Annotated in this window: 18 protein-coding genes, 7 tRNA genes and 1 rRNA gene; 20 read left to right on the forward strand and 6 right to left on the reverse strand. The window is 45.2% G+C overall.

All coding sequences use genetic code 11. The features are described 5' to 3' along the window. The 16 genes from ABCW47_RS13365 to ABCW47_RS13440 all read left to right on the forward strand — a co-directional run. Positions 1 to 111: ribosomal RNA gene (locus ABCW47_RS13365) — 23S ribosomal RNA — on the forward strand; the annotation flags it as partial. Positions 112 to 187: 76 nt separating this feature from the next. Then, positions 188 to 259 (forward strand) — tRNA-Asn (locus tag ABCW47_RS13370). Positions 260 to 299: 40 nt separating this feature from the next. Beyond that, a tRNA-Glu gene (locus ABCW47_RS13375) sits at positions 300 to 371 on the forward strand. Between the two features lie 123 nt (positions 372 to 494). After that, positions 495 to 568: transfer RNA gene (locus ABCW47_RS13380), tRNA-Ile, on the forward strand. A 27-nt stretch (positions 569 to 595) separates the two neighbouring features. Further along, positions 596 to 669: transfer RNA gene (locus ABCW47_RS13385), tRNA-Asp, on the forward strand. A 17-nt stretch (positions 670 to 686) separates the two neighbouring features. Beyond that, positions 687 to 759, forward strand: a tRNA-Val gene (locus ABCW47_RS13390). Positions 760 to 780: 21 nt separating this feature from the next. Further along, positions 781 to 866, forward strand: a tRNA-Leu gene (locus tag ABCW47_RS13395). Positions 867 to 879: 13 nt separating this feature from the next. Beyond that, positions 880 to 953, forward strand: a tRNA-Arg gene (locus tag ABCW47_RS13400). Positions 954 to 1248: 295 nt separating this feature from the next. Next, positions 1249 to 1467, forward strand: a complete 219-nt coding sequence (locus ABCW47_RS13405; protein ID WP_343210441.1) for a cation transporter — start codon at positions 1249 to 1251, stop codon at positions 1465 to 1467. Positions 1468 to 1788: 321 nt separating this feature from the next. Next, positions 1789 to 1989 (forward strand): hypothetical protein, encoded by a 201-nt coding sequence (locus tag ABCW47_RS13410; RefSeq protein WP_343210442.1) that lies wholly within the window; start codon positions 1789 to 1791, stop codon positions 1987 to 1989. Positions 1990 to 2079: 90 nt separating this feature from the next. Next, positions 2080 to 2694, forward strand: coding sequence for a DUF3793 family protein (locus ABCW47_RS13415; protein WP_343210443.1), 615 nt, complete (start codon positions 2080 to 2082; stop codon positions 2692 to 2694). 1 nt (position 2695) lies between these two features. Further along, positions 2696 to 3133 (forward strand): flavodoxin, encoded by a 438-nt coding sequence (locus tag ABCW47_RS13420; protein WP_343210444.1) that lies wholly within the window; start codon positions 2696 to 2698, stop codon positions 3131 to 3133. A 229-nt stretch (positions 3134 to 3362) separates the two neighbouring features. Beyond that, positions 3363 to 4622, forward strand: a complete 1260-nt coding sequence (locus ABCW47_RS13425; protein ID WP_343210445.1) for a dicarboxylate/amino acid:cation symporter — start codon at positions 3363 to 3365, stop codon at positions 4620 to 4622. Positions 4623 to 4781: 159 nt separating this feature from the next. Continuing rightward, positions 4782 to 5495, forward strand: coding sequence for an AzlC family ABC transporter permease (locus ABCW47_RS13430; RefSeq protein WP_343210446.1), 714 nt, complete (start codon positions 4782 to 4784; stop codon positions 5493 to 5495). Beyond that, the gene (locus ABCW47_RS13435; RefSeq protein WP_343210447.1) at positions 5496 to 5822 is read left to right on the forward strand and encodes an AzlD domain-containing protein; all 327 of its coding nucleotides are present in this window, start codon (positions 5496 to 5498) and stop codon (positions 5820 to 5822) included. A 47-nt stretch (positions 5823 to 5869) separates the two neighbouring features. Further along, the gene (locus tag ABCW47_RS13440; RefSeq protein ID WP_343210448.1) at positions 5870 to 6538 is read left to right on the forward strand and encodes a Crp/Fnr family transcriptional regulator; all 669 of its coding nucleotides are present in this window, start codon (positions 5870 to 5872) and stop codon (positions 6536 to 6538) included. Between the two features lie 92 nt (positions 6539 to 6630). Here ABCW47_RS13440 and ABCW47_RS13445 read toward each other — a convergent pair whose 3' ends face one another. The 3 genes from ABCW47_RS13445 to ABCW47_RS13455 all read right to left on the reverse strand — a co-directional run bounded on the left by ABCW47_RS13445 (position 6631) and on the right by ABCW47_RS13455 (position 8590). Continuing rightward, positions 6631 to 7416 carry a hypothetical protein gene (locus tag ABCW47_RS13445; protein WP_343210449.1) on the reverse strand — a complete coding sequence of 262 codons (786 nt, stop codon included), beginning with the start codon at positions 7414 to 7416 and terminating at the stop codon, positions 6631 to 6633. Then, positions 7410 to 8108, reverse strand: a complete 699-nt coding sequence (locus tag ABCW47_RS13450; RefSeq protein ID WP_343210450.1) for an ABC transporter ATP-binding protein — start codon at positions 8106 to 8108, stop codon at positions 7410 to 7412. Before ABCW47_RS13450 ends, ABCW47_RS13445 begins: the two co-directional genes overlap by 7 nt. Before the next feature lie 107 nt (positions 8109 to 8215). Further along, positions 8216 to 8590, reverse strand: a complete 375-nt coding sequence (locus ABCW47_RS13455; RefSeq protein WP_343210451.1) for a GntR family transcriptional regulator — start codon at positions 8588 to 8590, stop codon at positions 8216 to 8218. Positions 8591 to 8898: 308 nt separating this feature from the next. Here ABCW47_RS13455 and nifJ point away from each other — a divergent pair, with 308 nt between their 5' ends. The 3 genes from nifJ (at position 8899) to lysS (ending at position 15160) form a co-directional block, all read left to right on the forward strand. Next, a complete protein-coding gene (gene nifJ / locus ABCW47_RS13460) occupies positions 8899 to 12426 on the forward strand; it encodes a pyruvate:ferredoxin (flavodoxin) oxidoreductase (RefSeq protein ID WP_343210452.1) in 3528 nt (1175 codons plus the stop codon). A 285-nt stretch (positions 12427 to 12711) separates the two neighbouring features. Then, positions 12712 to 13194: a transcription elongation factor GreA gene (gene greA, locus ABCW47_RS13465; protein WP_343210453.1), complete on the forward strand. Its 483-nt coding sequence runs from the start codon at positions 12712 to 12714 to the stop codon at positions 13192 to 13194. A 40-nt stretch (positions 13195 to 13234) separates the two neighbouring features. Beyond that, entirely contained in the window at positions 13235 to 15160 is a 1926-nt protein-coding gene (gene lysS / locus ABCW47_RS13470; protein WP_343210454.1) for a lysine--tRNA ligase, read from the forward strand. A 109-nt stretch (positions 15161 to 15269) separates the two neighbouring features. Here the strand turns inward: lysS and ABCW47_RS13475 are convergent, their stop codons facing one another. Continuing rightward, positions 15270 to 15884 (reverse strand): Fic family protein, encoded by a 615-nt coding sequence (locus ABCW47_RS13475; RefSeq protein WP_343210455.1) that lies wholly within the window; start codon positions 15882 to 15884, stop codon positions 15270 to 15272. A 98-nt stretch (positions 15885 to 15982) separates the two neighbouring features. Next, positions 15983 to 16663 carry a Crp/Fnr family transcriptional regulator gene (locus ABCW47_RS13480; RefSeq protein ID WP_343210456.1) on the reverse strand — a complete coding sequence of 227 codons (681 nt, stop codon included), beginning with the start codon at positions 16661 to 16663 and terminating at the stop codon, positions 15983 to 15985. Positions 16664 to 16763: 100 nt separating this feature from the next. On the opposite strand from ABCW47_RS13480, the gene ABCW47_RS13485 reads away from it, so the two are divergent. Then, positions 16764 to 17474 carry a 4Fe-4S dicluster domain-containing protein gene (locus tag ABCW47_RS13485; RefSeq protein ID WP_343210457.1) on the forward strand — a complete coding sequence of 237 codons (711 nt, stop codon included), beginning with the start codon at positions 16764 to 16766 and terminating at the stop codon, positions 17472 to 17474. Positions 17475 to 17648: 174 nt separating this feature from the next. On the opposite strand, the gene ABCW47_RS13490 is transcribed toward ABCW47_RS13485, so the two are convergent. Continuing rightward, the gene (locus ABCW47_RS13490) at positions 17649 to 18131 is read right to left on the reverse strand and encodes a hypothetical protein (protein ID WP_343210458.1); all 483 of its coding nucleotides are present in this window, start codon (positions 18129 to 18131) and stop codon (positions 17649 to 17651) included. Positions 18132 to 18330: the final 199 nt, after the last annotated feature.

An 18330-nucleotide genomic window follows, 5' to 3' on the forward strand; every position in this document is an offset into this window, starting at 1 on the left:
CCTGACAAAAGTCAGTAAGACCCCTTAAAGAGTATGAGGTAGATAGGACTCAAGTGGAAGTGTGGCAACATATGGAGCGGAGAGTTACTAATCGGTCGAGGGCTTGACCAAAAGGGAAAGAGGTTTAGGAAGAAAGAATTCATGTGCAGTTTTGAAGGCAGGGGGAACTGCTTTCAGGGAAAGATAATCCTCGATAGCTCAATGGTAGAGCATTCGGCTGTTAACCGAAGGGTTGTAGGTTCGAGCCCTACTCGGGGAGGTAAGGCGGGAGAGGCCTGAGAGAAGAAGAAGAGAGAAACGGCTCCGTGGTCAAGCGGTTAAGACATCGCCCTTTCACGGCGGTAACACGGGTTCGATTCCCGTCGGAGTCACTTAAGAGTGCAGACTGGTCATCCGGGCTGCATTATTAAAAAATAGGCTGATTATTCAGTACAGTCGACATTGACAGAGCTGTTAAGTTACTAACAGAGTTCGGGTCTGTATGTCGGTTTTTTGGACCTTTAGCTCAGTTGGTTAGAGCATCCGGCTCATAACCGGACGGTCTAGGGTTCGAGTCCCTGAAGGTCCATTACCCAAAGGGAAAAACTTATGTTTTGGCCCAATGGCTCAGTTGGTTAGAGCGCCGCCCTGTCACGGCGGAGGTCGCGGGTTCGAGTCCCGCTTGGGTCGTTTTGATGTGATTTCATGGGATCTTAGCTCAGCTGGGAGAGCATCTGCCTTACAAGCAGAGGGTCACAGGTTCGAGCCCTGTAGGTCCCACTTGGAGCAATCCATCAAAATGCCGGCGTGGCGGAACTGGCAGACGCACAGGACTTAAAATCCTGCGGGACTAATCTCTCGTACCGGTTCGATTCCGGTCGCCGGCATAGAACTAAATATGTGTGCATAGCTCAGCTGGATAGAGCGTCTGACTACGGATCAGAAGGCCGGGGGTTCGAATCCTCTTGCACACGCTTTCGGAAACCCGCTATTTTAGCGGGTTTTTTGCTGTTTCAGGTGTGTCTGAATATTCTGAAAAAAGCCAACTGACTAAACTTTGACTAAACGAGCTTCGAAAAACTTCGCTAAAGTTTTATCGCAGGCTCTATTTTTTATTCAAATTTATGATCGGGTTTATTAATATTTTTATCAATAAGAAAAAGTTACTTGCTTTTTTCATAGAATAGAATATAATAAACATATAAACACATGATTAAATGTTTGAAACAAGCTGACTGGGTATGGAATATTGAAGGGAGAGAATAAATTATGAAAAAAAGATATAAACTGGAAGATTTAGACTGCGCTAACTGTGCTGCGAAAATGGAAGCTGCTATTAATAAACTGGATGGGGTGAACGAGGCTACGGTAAGCTTTATGTCCCAGAAATTAATGATTGATGCGGAAGATGATAATTTTGACAAGATTATGAATGAAGTCGTAAAGGTTTGCCGGAAAGTAGAGCCGGACTGCCGCATTGTAATGTAAATGATCTTGTTATGCTGGCGGGAATAATGGGTAGACATAGGTTTCCGAATTGTTAAAAACCTTCTGTAGTGATATGGGAGGTTTTTAATTTTTATTGCAAAAAGAGACTAGACGGCAAAAGTGGGTTTGAGTATACAAATCAGCAAAATAGAATGATATGTTAATATTTGTACAGGAGCTCCGGCTCCTTATTTTTTGTGACGAAAGTTAGGCAAAACTAACAGCAGATATAAAGGGAGGAATACATATTGGTGGTAAAAAACGTATTTCCTCTTTAAGTATGGATACTGTATATCGCATGTGCTGGAAGAGATTGGAGTTATGGATAGGAAAAACTGGTACAAGATAGCTGTAGAGCATGATGATGAATGGAAAGAAGGCTGTACGGTTATATTAAAGAACAGTAAATATACTGATTTAAATCATGAAGATATGACGGAAGCACTGAAAATAAGGCTTAGTTTGCCCACTTTGTTTAAGAAGAATAGAATTAAATGTAAGAAGGTATGTAATAAGAAATAGAGTAATTAATTGGTATGTGACTTCCAGCTCATAGTAGTATAAACGAAAGTTAGAAAAAACTAACTATACAAAGGATGGTGATTACAGGAAATGATGCCGGTAAATAGTTTAGGAGCGGAATCAATAGCATTGTTACGGCTGGCATGGCAATGTGCGCCGCTTTTCAGCGGCATTAAGGCCTCAAACCTGATTGTCCTGGACCCTGCATCTGCTGCATTTGCCGGACATGCGCTGGATGGAACAGACATATCAAAATATTGTCTGTTTCAGGACAATTTTAGAATTTACCTCTTTTTATATGATGATATACGCATGAAAACCTATTTGTCTGATCGGGAAAACAGCTTGTTTTTAAGGAGAATGGGATACTTTTCTATAGAGCCGACAGCTCTGCTTAAGGAACTAAGAGATAGATTTTCCAAATATAAAGACGGGTATCGCGTTTTTCCTCATGAGATGGGACTGATGCTGAATTATCCCCTGCAGGATGTACTGGGATTTATGAGGCATGAGGGGGAAAACTGTCTCTATACCGGATACTGGAAGGTTTATCATGATCTTCCGGGAGCGATGTCGACTTTTAACGCCTATGAGAGGGCGAAATCAGAAGTTTTGGAAGCCGTTCTGAATGGTATGGGGATAGCAGAAATAATCGCTGCATACCGAAAACAAAATCATGAAGCAACTATGGTAAAGGAGTACTGAAATGGATAAAAATACTGTAAAGATTATATATTGGACTGGTACCGGAAATACGCAAATGATGGCAGACCTGATTGCAGAAGGATTAAAAGCCTGCGGTAAAAAACCGGAGATTATAGCAGTGTCTGATATAACGGCGGATGCTTTAAAAGACGAGGAAGTCTTTGCTCTGGGCTGTCCCGCTATGGGGGATGAGGTTTTAGAGGAAATGGAGATGGAACCTTTCGTTATGGAGGTAGAAGGCTTTGCCTCAGGAAAAAAGATCGGATTATTCGGCGCCTATGGATGGGGCGACGGAGAGTGGATGCGCCAGTGGGAAGAGCGAATGAAACAGGCTGGTGCTGTACTGGTCGGTGATGAGGGCGTGATAGCCAGAGATACTCCGGACGAAGAAGCTCAGGAGGGGTGCAGGAAGTTAGGGGAATTGCTGGCGAAGGCGTAAGCGATTCAATGATTATTAGCACTGATGGAAAAAGGAATCTACGGATCAGAGAGAAAACCTGATGTAAAAATTGGGTTTTCTTTTTGTATACATGGCATTTGCAGGTATATTGTGAAGCGACTGTGCAGAAACTTATGATAGTACACTGCAGTTGAAAATACTGCGGTATTTCTGCGGAGAGAGATTTGTCACCGCAGGGAGAATAGAATAAGAAAAGGCGGAATACGGGATGGCGACAAAGAAAAAAATCGGTCTTACCACATATATATTTATTGGGCTGGCTGCGGGGGTTGTACTGGGCCTTTTGCTGAAATTACTGCCGGAAGGCTGGTTTCGGGATAACTTTATTGTCAGCGGGATATTGAAATTGCTGGGAAGCGGTTTCATCAATCTGATTAAGATGGTTGTTGTGCCATTGGTTTTCGCATCGCTTGCCAGTGCAATCGCATCCATGACAGAGCTTAAAAAACTAAAACGTATCAGTTTAAAAACATTGTTGTTTTATCTGGGTACAACGGCGGTAGCGGTTACGATCGCAATTCTGCTGGGACTGCTGTTCCGTCCGGGTGCCGGTATTAATCTGGCCAGCCTGGAACACAGCTCCTATACAGTCCCTGAGTCTGCTTCGTTTGTGGATACCCTGTTAAATATGATTCCTCAGAATCCCATTGAATCGATGGCAAGCGGCAATCTGCTCCAAATTATTGTTTTCGCTATCTTCCTGGGACTTGCAGCCAGTCTGATCGGGGAAAAGGGAAGAACGATCACGCACGTTCTTGTGGATTTAAATGATTGTATCTTAAAAATTGTTGACATGATTATGAGAACCGCTCCTTTTGGTGTCGGTGCACTGATTGCGACGACTGTATTCCAGACCGGCGGAGAATCTCTGCTGGGAGTTATAAAAATGATTGGAGTGACGGCACTGGCTATGGTCCTGCATGCGGTGCTGGTATATGGAACCCTGTTCAAAGGGTTTACTCGACTTCCATTCGGACGTTTTCTTAAGGCCTATCTTCCTGTTGCAGGGGTGACCTTTTCTACTTCTTCCAGCAATGCAGCTCTTCCCTTAAGTATGGAGACTATGGAGGATATCGGTGTGGGGAAAAGCGTTTATTCTTTTACCCTGCCGTTAGGCGCAACGATTAACATGGATGGCACTGCTATCATGCAGGGAGTTGCTGCAGTATTTGTGGCGGAATTATATGGGATACCGCCCACGGTATCTATGCTGGTTTCCGTGATACTTACTGCAGTGCTGGCATCCATTGGAACAGCCGGTGCTCCGGGCGTGGGGATGATCATGCTTGCTATGGTGCTGGAGTCGGCAGGTCTTCCGCTGGAGGGTATTGCGTTGATCATCGGTTTTGACCGGATTTTGGACATGATGCGGACCACATTGAATGTAATGGGAGACTGTGTCTGTTCTGTGATTGTGGCCAGCACGGAAAATGAACTGGACAGAGATGTTTATCATGGAAGTAGATAAGACTCCCACCTCAATAGGTGGTGAGCAAATAACAGCGGATTCGCCCCGCCTTGATTGACATGGATTTTGTTAACAGGTATAATAACCGCTGATAGCATGGTGTACAAAGGGTACACGGTCGGATAAAGAACGAAAGATACATGGCGGGGAGTTTTTGAAATGGAAAAGGCAAGTACGCAAAATAGTTTTACCGCCGGATTAAAGGGCGGAATTCCCATTGGACTGGGATATGTATCGGTAGGATTTGCTTTTGGTATGATGGCGGTTCTGGAGGGCCTCACGCCTGTCCAGGCGCTGATTATATCATTGGCGAACGTTACTTCTGCCGGGCAGTTTGCCGGGCTGAACCTTATCGCTGCACAGGCCGGGCTGATGGAGATGGCGCTGACTCAGTTCGTGATCAATATGCGCTATGCATTAATGAGCATTTCTCTCTCTCAGAAGGTGGATAAAACGGTTCATGTGCTGGACCGTTTTCTTATTTCGTTTGTAAATACGGACGAGGTTTTCGCAGTTGCGGCAAGCCAGAAGGGCGAGGTGGGAAAATGGTATTTGTACGGTTTGATTACCTGTCCCTATTTCGGCTGGGCGCTGGGAACGCTATTGGGAGCAGCAGCCGGTGATTTTCTGCCTGCAGTGATCACTTCGGCGTTGGGTATTGCAATTTACGGGATGTTTTTGGCTATTATTATTCCTCCTGCAAGGCACAATGGAGCGGTTCTTAAGGTGTTGATTATCTCGGTTTTATTAAGCTGTATGTTCCGGTATCTGCCAGGCTTAAATAAGGTTTCGGGAGGCTTTGCCATCATAATCTGTACCCTGGTATCTGCCGCGGCAGGTGCATTACTGTACCCGGTTAAGGAGGGAGAATAAATGGATATGAAAACGTTTCTTCTGTATGTCCTGGTTATGGGCGGGGTTACATATCTGCTTCGTATGGTGCCTTTTGTGGCTGTGAGGCGCAAGTTAAATAATCAATTTGTCCGATCCTTCCTTTTTTATGTACCCTATGCAGTGCTGGGGGCAATGACAATTCCGGACATCTTTTACTCTACAGCCAGCATCTGGTCTGCTCTTGCCGGGCTTGCTATGGCGGTTATTCTATCTCTGAAGGAGAAGGATCTGCTAACTGTAGCACTCAGTGCTTGTGCCGCTGTTTTTGTATCGGAGCAGGTGCTTCATGTGCTTAGAATCATTTAGAATATATGATAGACAGAATGAATAAAGAGTAAAAGGGGGGAGAGCCGGTGAAATTAAATGAAGTTCTGCCGTTTTGGAGCGGCCTGACAAAACAGCAGCAGGATTTACTTGCGCAGACTGTAACAATTCAAAGGGTATCTGAGGGAACTTTGGTCCATAACGGCACAGAGGATTGTGTCGGCCTGCTGATCGTTCTGCGCGGACGTCTGAGAGCGTATATCCTTTCTGAGGAAGGCCGGGAGATCACTCTGTACCGCCTGCTGGAACGTGATTTGTGCCTGTTTTCCGCCTCCTGTATGATGAAAAGTATACAATTTGACATATCGGTGGAAGCGGAGACGGACACGGAGTTTTATCATATTCCGGTTGATGTATACCAAACCCTCATGAAGCAGTCAGCACAGGTTGCTAATTATACCAATGAGGTAATGGCAGCCCGCTTCTCTGACGTGATGTGGCTGTTAGATCAGATCCTCTATAAGCGGATTGATGCCCGGCTAGCGGCATTTTTGCTGGAAGAAGAAAGTTTAAGCCAGAAGGATGAGATAAAGATTACCCATGAGGCAATTGCCAGAAATCTGGGAAGTGCAAGAGAAGTGATAACCCGCATCTTAAAATATCTGCAAAATGACGGCTTGGTGACGGTCTCCCGAGGAAGTATTAAAATATTGGATGAGCAGGGCCTGAGGAGATTGGCGGGAGACAGCATAAGATAGTTATATCCGTTTGCAGAATAAAAAAAGTGCCGCTTTATGCGGCACTTTTTTTATCTATATGAAGATACGCTTGGCAGATCGTATCGGCTGCCTTATTCCAGATTTAATTTTCTGGAAAGAACAAAATGTGTAATAAAGTAGAGCACTACGTTCATGATTGCCACCATGACAATTCCCATCAGCAGAACCAGATGGACGGCTGCTGTGTTGGACAGATTGTCAATATTCATGGACGGCAGGAACATGAACAGCAGAGAAATAATCTGTGCGGCGGTGGAAATAATCAGATAACCGACAAAACCACCCAGGACTTTATGATTTTTCATAATCAACTGGCCGATTGCGGCAGATGCATAGATCAGAAGCGGTCCGAATACCACGCCAGTCAGCATGAAAATTACAAATTCAATTATGATTAATATGCCATTGCTGGTAGAAAACTCAAGCCAGAACTGGGACGACAAAAAGGAGATGCCATCCGTTATATTATTCCAGCCATTGGATGTCATAAGCAGGATAACCAGCGACACGATTACAACGATAACGCTTAAAATACTCCACAGTGATGAAACAAGCATCTTTGCATTGAGGTTTGCACTGGTTTTTACAGGCAGAGTAAACATCAGATAACCTTCATCACCGAGAAAGTTTTTATAAAAACGGATGATGATTAATATAAAGGTCGCGATGGATACCGCAATAATCATAAAGATATAAATGACAGTTGTGATCGCACTGATTCTACTGCCTACCGTGCTTCCGCTTAAAAATTCCAGGAAAATACGATTGATGCCGCTGATCACCAGCAGTCCGATGTAAAGAGGCAGCAGAATACGGCCCATAGCCTTGGATTCATATTTCATTAATTTACCTAACATCTGAACACCTCCCTAAACAAAGCGTCAATAGAACACTGATGCTCAGACCGGAGATCTTCAACAGATCCGGTCAGGAAAATCTCACCGTTTTTCAGGAAAATTACTTCATCCAGTACCTTTTCCACATCAGAGATAAGATGGGTAGAGATAAGCACCGTGGCATTCTCACTGTAATTGCTGATAATCGTATTCAGTATAAAGTCCCTGGATGCGGGATCTACACCGCCGATCGGTTCATCCAGACAGTAAAGTTCTGCATTCCGGCTCATGACCAGAATCAGCTGTACTTTTTCCTTAGTTCCTTTGGACATGGTCTTTAAGGGGTCCTCCGGATTAATCTGGAGACGTTTCAGCATCTCGTATGCCTTATTTTTATCGAAATCTTCGTAAAAATCACAGAAGAAGTTTATAATGTCCTTTGTTTTCATCCAATCGTTTAAATAAGTGCGCTCGGGGAGATAGGAGATGATTTTTTTGGTTTCGATACCGGGTACATTGCCCGCAATCTTCAACTCGCCCTCCGATGGGACCAACAGACCGTTGATCAATTTAATTAATGTTGTCTTCCCACTTCCGTTCGGACCCAGAAGTCCGACGATGCGGCCGCGTTCCAGCGTAAGATTGATGCCTGCCAATGCATTCTTACTGCCGTAGCTTTTTCTCAGGCCGCTGCATTCAAGTATTGTACTCATTTTTCCTCCATTCTGCCGGACTGAATATTCATTCAGAGGGGAACATTCACGATATCAGAATGTCTGCCGGCATAAATTTGATAAGCTCATAATAGGCGCATGGCACTTTATGAAACTTCCCTCTCCTTTATTGTTTCTAAGATCAGATCAGCCGCTTCTTTGGCCGTCAGGCCAAGCTGCTGCATCTTAGATAAGAAAGAACGAATCTGCTCCTTTGCCAGCGTATTCTTTCGCTCATTGACCAGGGCCGCATCATCGGTAATATACCGGCCGCTGGTACGCTGTGCATAGAGTAAGCCACCGGACTCCAGTTCTGCCAGTGCTTTCTGCATGGTGTTGGGATTGACAGCGGCTTCCGCGGCCAGATCCCTGACGGATGGTAATTTGTCTCCAGGTTTGTAAATCCCGGAAATAATATCAGTTTCTATATGCTCTACAAGCTGAATGTAAATCGGCCTGTCAGAGGATAAATTCCATGCCATATGATCACCTCATTTTCTGATTGAGAATTGTACTATTGTGTTAATGTATTAACTACTTAGTACAATAACACAGATGGAGTAAGATTGCAATACCATTTTTAAAAATAATCCAGTTTTTTCTGTGTACTTAAATGAAAACAATTAGTAGGACAACTTTACAGAAACTGAAAAAGGTGTTAAAATTTTAACCATAGTATGTACAGGTTAGTATGATCGGCTCGTATGCCGTTTATAATGTTGCACCAGTGCGTGAGACAGAAAATAGATATATTAACCTATATAAAAGATACTTTAAGGAGGAATATAAAATGGCAAGAAAAATGAAAACCATGGATGGTAATACCGCTGCGGCTCATGTCTCCTATGCGTTTACCGATGTTGCAGCCATCTATCCGATTACACCTTCATCACCGATGGCAGATTATACTGACATCTGGGCCACACAGGGAAGAAAAAATATCTTCGGTCACGAAGTAGCTCTTTCTGAGATGCAGTCCGAGGGTGGTGCAGCAGGTGCTGTTCACGGTTCTCTGGAAGCAGGTGCACTGACAACTACATACACCGCTTCTCAGGGTTTGTTATTAATGATCCCGAACATGTATAAAATTGCCGGTGAATTACTTCCGGGTGTTATCCATGTAAGTGCCCGTGCGGTAGCTAGCCACGCTCTTTCAATCTTTGGCGATCATTCTGACGTATATGCATGCCGCCAGACCGGTTTTGCTATGCTTTGTGCAGGCAGCGTACAGGAAGTAATGGACCTGGGTGCTGTTGCCCATCTGACAGCAATTGAAGGCCGTGTACCTTTCCTTCATTTCTTTGACGGTTTCAGAACATCTCATGAGATCCAGAAGATCGAGACCTGGGATTATGATGATTTAAAAGATATGGTAGATATGGACGCAGTTGAAGCATTCCGTGCACGTGCCCTGAATCCGGAGCATCCGGTAACCCGCGGTACTGCTCAGAACCCGGATATCTTCTTCCAGGCAAGAGAAGCTTCTAATAAATATTATAATGCAGTTCCGGATCTCTGCCAGAAATATATGGATAAAGTAAATGCAAAGATCGGAACAGACTATAAGCTGTTCAACTACTATGGTGCTCCGGATGCAGACAGAGTTATTATTGCTATGGGTTCTGCATGTGATACCATCGAAGAGACCATCGATTATATGAATGCAAACGGCCAGAAAGTTGGTCTGGTTAAAGTCAGACTGTACAGACCGTTCAGTGCAAAACATCTGATCGATACCATTCCGGATACCGTTAAGGTTATCAATGTTCTGGACAGAACAAAAGAGCCGGGCGCTCTTGCTGAGCCTCTGTACCTGGATGTTGTAACTGCTCTGAAGAATACCAAATTCGACGGTGTTAAGATTCTGGGCGGACGTTATGGCCTTGGTTCCAAGGATACAACTCCTGCAGATATCATTGCAGTATACAATAATACAGATAAAGATGGATTTACTATCGGTATCGTGGATGATGTAACGGATCTGTCTCTTCCGAGAACAGAGAACCCGAATACAACTCCGGCCAGCACAATCAGCTGTAAATTCTGGGGTCTGGGCGCAGACGGTACTGTAGGTGCAAATAAGAACTCCATCAAGATCATTGGTGATCATACTGACATGTATGCACAGGCATATTTTGATTATGATTCCAAGAAATCCGGCGGTGTTACAATTTCTCACCTTCGTTTCGGCCATGATCCGATTAAGGCTACTTATCTGATCAACAAGGCTGACTTTGTTGCCTGTCATATGCCTGCTTATATCAGAAAATATAACATGGTTCAGGATCTGAAAGACGGCGGAACCTTCCTGCTTAACACAGGCTGGACACCGGAAGAGATCGAAGAGCATTTCCCTGGACAGGTTAAGAAATATATCTATGACCACAAGATCAAATTCTATACCATCGACGGATTCAAGATCGGTAAAGAAGTTGGACTTGGCGGCCGTATCAATACAATCCTGCAGTCTGCATTCTTCAAACTGGCCAATATTATTCCGGCTGATGATGCAATCAAATATATGAAGGATGCTGCTACAGCTAGTTACTCCAAGAAGGGTGACGACATCGTAAGAATGAACCACGAAGCAATCGACCGCGGTGCAGAGAGCGTTGTTGAGTTTAAGGTTCCGGAATCCTGGGCAAATGCAGATGCAGAAAGCCTGCAGAATAACGTATCCGGTGACAGAGAAGATCTGGTTAAGTATGTAAATACTGTTCAGAACGCTATCAATGCACAGGATGGTAATAATCTTCCTGTATCCGCACTGGTTGACTATGCAGACGGTACAATGCCGAACGGTTCTTCTTCCTATGAGAAACGTGGTGTTGCAATCGACGTTCCAAACTGGAAACCGGAAAACTGTATCCAGTGTAACTTCTGTTCTTATGTCTGCCCGCACGCGGTTATCCGTCCGGTAGCCATGACAGAAGAGATGGCGGCAAAGGCTCCTACCGATAAAGTATTAGACATGACCGGCATGCCGGGTATGAAATTTGCAATCAGCATTTCCGCTCTGGATTGTACCGGCTGCGGTTCTTGTGTAAACGTATGTCCTGGCAAGAAGGGTGAGAAAGCACTGGCTATGCAGCCGTTCGATTCTCAGCTGGAAGAGCAGAAGATGTTCGATTATGGTGTGACTCTGGATACTCCTACCGCAGTTCTTGAGAAATTCAAAGAGACTACTGTTAAGGGAAGCCAGTTTAAACAGCCGCTGCTTGAGTTCTCAGGAGCTTGTGCAGGCTGCGGTGAGACACCTTATGCTAAATTAATGACACAGTTGTTCGGCGACAGAGCTTATATTGCCAATGCGACAGGTTGTTCTTCAATCTGGGGCGGTTCTTCACCGGCATCACCATATACAGTAAATAAAGAGGGCAAAGGTCCGGCTTGGGCAAACTCCTTATTCGAGGATAATGCAGAGTACGGCTATGGTATGCAGCTGGCAGCTTCTACCCTGAGAGATCATGTGATCGCAGCGGCAGAATCTCTTGCAGCTAAGACTGATAATGCAGACCTGAAAGCAGCAATTGATGCATATCTGGAGACAAAAGATTCCAGCGCAGCAAATGCAGCACCTGCAAAGGCTATGCTGGAAGCAGTAGCGGCATGCAATTGTGACTGTGAAGAAAAAGCAGAGATTCTGAAAGGCAAAGATTTTGCAGCTAAGAAATCTCAGTGGATCTTCGGCGGTGACGGCTGGGCTTATGATATCGGCTTCGGCGGCGTTGATCACGTACTGGCAAGCGGCCGTGACGTAAATATCCTGGTATTTGATACCGAGGTTTATTCCAATACAGGCGGTCAGTCCTCCAAAGCAACACCTACCGGCGCAATTGCTCAGTTCGCAGCAGCTGGTAAGGATGTAAAGAAGAAAGACCTTGCTGCTATCGCAATGAGCTATGGTTATATCTATGTAGCACAGATTGCTCAGGGTGCAGACTACAACCAGATGGTGAAAGCATTTGTAGAAGCTGAAAGCTATCCGGGTCCGTCACTGATTATCGCTTATGCACCATGTATCAATCATGGTATCAAGGGTGGTATGAAGAATGCACAGACAGAAGAGAAACGTGCCGTACAGGCTGGTTACTGGCATCTGTTCCGTTTCGATCCTCGCCGTGATCTGGAAGGCAAGAATCCATTCCAGCTGGATTCCAAGGCTCCTTCACTGGATTACAAGGAATTCATTCTCAGCGAAGTTCGTTACAACAGACTGAGCCGTTCCAATCCGGAAAGAGCAGAGGCACTGTTCGACAGAGCAGCAGAAGATGCGAAGAAGAAATACGAAGCTCTGGTGAAAAGAGCAGAAGATTAATTCTGGCGTAGAACGAGAATCATAATTAATAATATAGAAGCAAAGGGATCTGGAAAGCCAGGTCTCTTTGTTTTTCTATTCCGGGCCGTTCTGTTTTCCGGACAAATAACAGGCTGTAATTGAAACAGATTTTTCCGGTTCGTTTTATATTCAAAACGGCGCATAAAATCAGTGTACCTACGATATACTCATAGGGTAGACTGGCCCGGAAACAGGCAAGTTGACAAGAGAATGTTCATACGATATAATACTTAGAATGTAAACTGTCGGGAGGTAGAAAACAGGATGGCGGAGAAAAAGAATATACTGACATATGAGGGCCTGAAACAGCTGGAAGAAGAGATTCAGGACTTGAAAGTCAATAAAAGGAAGGAAGTTGCAGCTAAGATCAAAGAGGCCAGAGAGCAGGGCGACTTATCCGAGAACGCGGAGTACGATGCGGCGAAGGACGAGCAGAGAGATATTGAAGCTCGTATTGAAGAGATAGACAAAATTCTAAGAAACGCGGAAGTTGTCGTGGAAGATGATGTTGATCTGACCAAGATAAATATTGGCTGTAAAGTGCGTATTCTGGATCTGGAATTTGATGAAGAACTGGTGTATAAAATTGTTGGTTCCACGGAAGCGAACAGTCTGAAAGGCAAGATTTCCAATGAGTCGCCGGTAGGAAGCAAATTGATTGGTGCGAGCGTGGGAGATGTCATCGAAGTCGAAACCCAGGCTGGCGTTATGGAATACAAGATACTTGAAATAGAACGGTCCAACTAGTGCGTTAAGCCAGTGGGCTACATAAAGGGGAGAACGGATTTTGGCAGGAGAAAATAATAATCAACAACAGGATTTAAATGCACTGCTTCAAATAAGAAGAGACAAGTTAAAGGAACTGCAGGATAATGGCAGAGATCCATTTCAGATTACCAAATATGATGTGACACATCACAGTTTGGAGATCAAGGATCACTTTGATACGCTGGAAGGGCAGACGGTATCAATAGCCGGCCGTATGATGTTTAAGCGTGTCATGGGCAAGGCTTCGTTCTGTAATATCCAGGATCTTCAGGGTAATATTCAGGCCTATGTGGCCAGGGATAATATCGGGGAAGAATCCTATAAAGCTTTTAAGAAATTTGATATTGGTGATATTCTGGGAATCAAAGGTGAAGTATTTAAGACAAAAACCGGTGAGATTTCCATCCATGCCACTGAGGTTACTCTCCTGACTAAGAGCCTTCAGATTTTACCGGAGAAATTTCACGGACTGACGGATACCGATATGAGATATCGTCAGAGATATGTGGATCTGATCATGAATCCCGAGGTTAAGGATACCTTTATCAAGAGGTCCCAGATCATCAAAGAGATCCGCAGCTTTCTGGATAACAGAGGCTTTATGGAAGTAGAGACTCCCATGCTTGTATCCAATGCGGGCGGTGCGGCCGCAAGACCCTTTGAAACGCATTTTAACGCCCTGGATGAGGACGTGAAGCTTCGTATTTCCCTGGAACTCTATCTGAAGCGCCTGATTGTGGGCGGTCTGGAGAGAGTGTACGAGATCGGAAGGGTTTTCCGGAATGAGGGTGTGGATACCCGCCATAACCCGGAGTTCACCCTGATGGAATTATATCAGGCTTATACTGATTATGAAGGTATGATGGAGCTGACCGAGAGCATGTTCCGCTATCTGGCAGAGAAAGTGTGCGGAAGCGCTGTGATCAGCTACAATGGTACCGTTATTGATATGTCCAAACCATTTGAGCGCATTACCATGATTGATGCGATCAAGAAATATGCGGGTGTTGATTTTTCTGAGGTAAAGACCGAAGAAGAAGCCAAGAGACTGGCGGATGAACACCATGTTGAGTATGAAGCACGCCATAAAACAGGTGATATTATTAATCTGTTCTTTGAGGCGTTCTGTGAGGAGAAGATGATCCAGCCTACCTTTGTTATGGATCATCCGCTGGCAATTTCTCCTTTGACGAAGAAAAAACCGGAGAATCCGGAGCTGGTGGAGCGTTTCGAGCTGTTTATCTACGGCAGAGAGATGTGTAACGCTTACTCGGAGTTAAATGATCCGATCGACCAGAGAGAGCGTTTCCAGGCCCAGGAGGAAGCCTTTGCAGCAGGCGATGAGGAAGCAAACCATACGGATGAAGACTTCTTAAACGCACTGAGTATCGGTATGCCCCCTACGGGCGGTATCGGTTACGGCATCGACCGTCTGGTTATGCTGCTGACAGATTCCCAGGCCATCAGGGACGTACTGCTGTTCCCGACGATGAAATCTCTGGACGGAAATAGTGGTTCCAGGAAGGCAGAAAAAGCAGTTGAAGCTGTACCGGCTGCGGAAGAAAAAATCGACTTTTCTAAGGTGAAAATCGAGCCGCTGTTTGAGGAATCCGTTGATTTTGATACCTTCAGCAAGTCTGATTTCAGAGCGGTAAAGGTGAAAGATTGCGTAGCTGTACCGAAGAGCAAAAAGCTCTTACAGTTCACTCTGGACGATGGAACAGGCGAAGAACGTACAATTTTAAGCGGAATTCATGAGTTTTACGAACCGGAAGAGCTGATCGGAAAGACTTGTATCGCAATCACAAACCTTCCTCCGAGAAAGATGATGGGGATTGATTCCTGCGGTATGCTTCTGTCAGCGATTCACACGGAAGAAGGAGAGGAAAAACTTCATCTTCTGATGGTGGATGATCATATTCCGGCCGGAGCAAAACTGTATTAATTATTGAGAGAAAATATGAAAAGCTGACCTGCGGTAGTGAAAACGCTGCGGTCAGCTTTTTTCATACGATAAGACGTCTCGCGAAGCGTGCCGTCATTTGTTTTGTGCGTTAAATTCGTTTACAGTATTCTTTTTCCGACTCTATAACACATTCTGCGATGAATTTGGATAAGCGGTCCATATCTCCTTGTTTGATAGCGGCGGAAAGGCAGTTCAGGTACTCCTCCTGGCGCTCCGGCGGAATAGAGACCATACCGTATCCGGCATTTACAAGAATGAGATTCATCAGGAGACGTGCGGTCCTGCCATTTCCATCAGAAAAGGGATAGATACTGATGAGGCGCTGCTGCGCCATGGCCGCCAGCTCGATAGGATGGAGCGTGGTCCTGGAAGAACGGATCTGATTGGCCAGGTGGTCCATAAGCCGGGGAATATCCTCCGGCGCCGCAGGTGTATAGTTTATTTCAGAAATGAGAGCCGCATAAGTGCGGTACCGGTCTGCATCCGGCTTCTCATAGAGCAGACTGTGCAGCCTTTTTATGGTTTCTTCTGTAATATCCATATGATCCTGACGGGCGGCAGCCAGCATGAAGTCATAGGCGGCCTGGCCGTCACGAAAGTGACGATCCGAGGAGACCGCCGCCTCTTTATCCGGCGGCAGTGCGGTGATCATTTTTTCTCTGTAGGAATCTGCTGTTTCCAGCAGTGATTTCAGTGTTGCCATATTATCATATAACCTCCTGTGATTATTCCTTCTGACTATGGATACCGAACAGTTCCACAGTCACCTCACTTTTTTATCATAACATAAAACGAGCAGTATTACGGCAGGGGAAATGAGGAAGATAGTTCATTTAAACAGAATTCGTTCCGGTGTACGGTAAGAATTCCGTCCCGCTGCATTTTGCTCAGTTCATTTGAAAGGGCGCTGCGCTCCACACTGAGATAATCCGCCAGCTGCTGGCGGTTAAAGGGAATGATAAATGTCCTGCTGCCATGATATGCCGCCTGGAAGGAGAGGTAGGAAAGCAGGCGGCCCCGTATGGTTTTGGATGAGGTGTGAAAAATCCGTCTGGATAGATTCAGGTTTTTCTGGGATGAAATCGTCAGCAGATTGCGAATCAGCCTGCTGTGATGGGGGCATGACCTGGAACAGGGAGTTAACAGGCGCTCCATATTTAAAAACACGATTTTGCTGGCTTCTGCGGCAACCACATTTACCAGCAGAGGCTCATCGGGTATACAGGCATAGGTTTCCGCAAAGACCTCCCCGGGTACTGCATTGCCCAACACACTGGTATTACCCCAGATATCGTTATTTTCGACACGGACGCTGCCTGAAAGTACAAGTCCCATGGAGGTTACCGGTATGCCGGCAGCCAGAATCGTTTCACCCTTTGCATACTGCCGGTATTTTGCCTGCAGACAGTCCAGCATAGAATGGATCTCCTGGGGAGAGGTACCCCGGAATAAAATAGTATCCGCTAAATATTTTTCGTCCATATATTTCTCCAATTCTCTTGAAATGTTGTTATAACAACATACAGATTACATTTATCATATTAAAATAAATTCAGATAGTCAAGTTAAGAAGGAGGTTACCATGATTCGAAAGATAATCCAGATAAATGAAGAAAAATGTAATGGCTGCGGTTTGTGTGCCAGGGCCTGTCACGAAGGCGCCATCGGCATGGCGGAGGGAAAGGCGAAATTGCTGCGTGATGATTACTGCGACGGATTAGGTGACTGCCTGCCGGCCTGTCCGATGGACGCGATTACTTTTGTTGAGAGGGAGGCGGCAGCCTATGATCACGATGCCGTAATGGAGAATAAACAGAAGAAGATACAGGAGGAAGAGATGAACCTGCCGTGCGGATGTCCGGGAAGTCAGTCCCGAACAATTGAGAGGGAGGAGGATTCTCCGGTCAACAAGACTGTTTATCATTCGGAATCTCAATTGAAGCAGTGGCCGGTTCAGATTAAGCTGGCTCCGGTGAACGCACCCTATTTTAGTGGGGCAAATCTTTTGATTGCCGCTGATTGTACCGCATACGCCTATGGTAATTTTCATCAGGACTTGATGCGGGGGAGAATTACACTGATCGGATGCCCGAAGCTGGATGAAGGCGATTATACAGAGAAGCTGACGGAGATTATCAGCAGGAATGAAATCAAGAGCCTGACCATAGTCCGCATGGAGGTGCCGTGCTGCGGGGGAATTGAACATGCAGCGGTCAATGCGTTGAAAAAGAGCGGTAAGTTTATTCCGTGGCAGGTTGTTACCATTTCTACAGACGGGTGTATATTAGAATAAGGGAAATAGACAAGGGAAGGAAATCCTGTATGGATTGCCTTCCCTTTTTACAGTAAGCTGAGCAGTAAACACTAATATGACCTGCGCTTTAGTGTTTGCCGCAGCCTGCTCTGAATGGCTTTGTCAGACAGGCCTGCTATGTAGTGTTGTATTTATGATAAGCGAGCGGGACGCTTATTTTGATACGGTCAGATCGTCTTTCTCGACTTTGGCCTTATTCAGAGTTTCTGCTATGGTCTCCATCAGCAGGGTCTGGGTGTAGCGGCTGTCCTCGGAGAGCACTACCTTTTCCAGAGACACCCCGTTGCTCAGCTGGAGGGAGATTGACTCCAGCGCAGGTTCGATCAGCGGATACATCGTAGTCACATCACTGTCGATGTTGACCAGGCTGACTGAGTTGATGTGATCTTCATCAACGACAACCTCCAGATTCATCACTGTATTATTTAGTTTAAATTCTGTCGTGTACACACCTGGTGTATATTGAATTTCTGATATTTCATCACCCACTGCCGGTGTCCCCATGGTAGGTTCCGATTTATCAGAGGGGAGGAACATAAATATGAGAAGCAGGATGAGGAGAATCCCCAGTGCGACGAACAGAGCTGTATATATGATTTCTTTGACACGCAAAACTACTATTTTTGTATTCTTCATAATCCCCTCCGCAGTATTTCTTTCTCTATATTTTATGCATCAAAACCAGCAGGCAGAACCAAAGATTTTGAGAGTCTGTGCATTGCCTGCAGGCAGAGCGCAAAAACGAGAAAAGGAGCAGCCATTTATTGCTTTTAATTCATTCTATCGCCTCCCAAGCTAATTTATGCTATACTGATTGCAAAAGTTGCTTCTGTTT

Source organism: Anaerolentibacter hominis (assembly GCF_032380675.1).
GTDB lineage: Bacteria > Bacillota > Clostridia > Lachnospirales > Lachnospiraceae > Anaerolentibacter > Anaerolentibacter hominis.

Coding starts and splice junctions, on each gene's coding strand:
- ABCW47_RS13405 (WP_343210441.1), top strand. CDS start 1,249: ATGAAAAAAAGATATAAACTGGAAGATTTAGACTGCGCTAACTGTGCT.
- ABCW47_RS13410 (WP_343210442.1), top strand. CDS start 1,789: ATGGATAGGAAAAACTGGTACAAGATAGCTGTAGAGCATGATGATGAA.
- ABCW47_RS13415 (WP_343210443.1), top strand. CDS start 2,080: ATGATGCCGGTAAATAGTTTAGGAGCGGAATCAATAGCATTGTTACGG.
- ABCW47_RS13420 (WP_343210444.1), top strand. CDS start 2,696: ATGGATAAAAATACTGTAAAGATTATATATTGGACTGGTACCGGAAAT.
- ABCW47_RS13425 (WP_343210445.1), top strand. CDS start 3,363: ATGGCGACAAAGAAAAAAATCGGTCTTACCACATATATATTTATTGGG.
- ABCW47_RS13430 (WP_343210446.1), top strand. CDS start 4,782: ATGGAAAAGGCAAGTACGCAAAATAGTTTTACCGCCGGATTAAAGGGC.
- ABCW47_RS13435 (WP_343210447.1), top strand. CDS start 5,496: ATGGATATGAAAACGTTTCTTCTGTATGTCCTGGTTATGGGCGGGGTT.
- ABCW47_RS13445 (WP_343210449.1), bottom strand. CDS start 7,416: ATGTTAGGTAAATTAATGAAATATGAATCCAAGGCTATGGGCCGTATT.
- ABCW47_RS13450 (WP_343210450.1), bottom strand. CDS start 8,108: ATGAGTACAATACTTGAATGCAGCGGCCTGAGAAAAAGCTACGGCAGT.
- ABCW47_RS13455 (WP_343210451.1), bottom strand. CDS start 8,590: ATGGCATGGAATTTATCCTCTGACAGGCCGATTTACATTCAGCTTGTA.
- nifJ (WP_343210452.1), top strand. CDS start 8,899: ATGGCAAGAAAAATGAAAACCATGGATGGTAATACCGCTGCGGCTCAT.
- greA (WP_343210453.1), top strand. CDS start 12,712: ATGGCGGAGAAAAAGAATATACTGACATATGAGGGCCTGAAACAGCTG.
- ABCW47_RS13475 (WP_343210455.1), bottom strand. CDS start 15,884: ATGGCAACACTGAAATCACTGCTGGAAACAGCAGATTCCTACAGAGAA.
- ABCW47_RS13480 (WP_343210456.1), bottom strand. CDS start 16,663: ATGGACGAAAAATATTTAGCGGATACTATTTTATTCCGGGGTACCTCT.
- ABCW47_RS13485 (WP_343210457.1), top strand. CDS start 16,764: ATGATTCGAAAGATAATCCAGATAAATGAAGAAAAATGTAATGGCTGC.
- ABCW47_RS13490 (WP_343210458.1), bottom strand. CDS start 18,131: ATGAAGAATACAAAAATAGTAGTTTTGCGTGTCAAAGAAATCATATAT.